We start from the raw sequence: 528 nt of genomic DNA, 5'->3' as shown, positions 1-528 counted from the left end.
GGGGAAGGATGAGAAGCTTCGACCTCGAAGGTTTGACCCGAAGGGCACGGAACGCAGTGACGTGAATCCTTCCTGCACAGCAGCACAAGTTAGTTTGCACCATTTCCAACTTATGTTGGTTCGGCGTTTAAAGCCAACAAGTAGTACGCTTCCCCTGGTGGGGTTCCCGAGCGGCCAAAGGGAGCAGACTGTAAATCTGCCGTCATCGACTTCGAAGGTTCGAATCCTTCCCCCACCACCATTTCAGACCTCTTTGAATCCCAATGTTTAAGCACATTCTTCCAGATCCCCCACGGGAAAGGATGAGAAGCTTCGACCTCGAAGGTTTGACCCGAAGGGCACGGAACGCAGTGACGTGAATCCTTCCCGCACGATGCCATCCTCAGCACCACCATTTCAGACCTCTTTGAATCCCAATGTTTAAGCACATTCTTCCAGATCCCCCACGGGGAAGGATGAGAAGCTTCGACCTCGAAGGTTTGACCCGAAGGGCACGGAACGCAGTGACGTGAATCCTTCCCGCACGAT

1 tRNA gene is annotated in these 528 nt (G+C 53.2%); it reads left to right on the top strand.

What is annotated here, in order from left to right:
• Positions 1 to 156: 156 nt before the first annotated feature.
• A tRNA-Tyr gene (locus tag ACMGEE_RS00880) sits at positions 157 to 241 on the top strand.
• The last annotated feature ends 287 nt before the right edge of the window (positions 242 to 528 follow it).

It is taken from the genome of Erwinia artemisiae, from assembly GCF_051400835.1.
GTDB classification, from domain to species: domain Bacteria; phylum Pseudomonadota; class Gammaproteobacteria; order Enterobacterales; family Enterobacteriaceae; genus Erwinia; species Erwinia aeris.
Note: the sequence above shows the minus strand (reverse complement) of the source record. Positions and strands in the feature narration are given on the sequence as shown.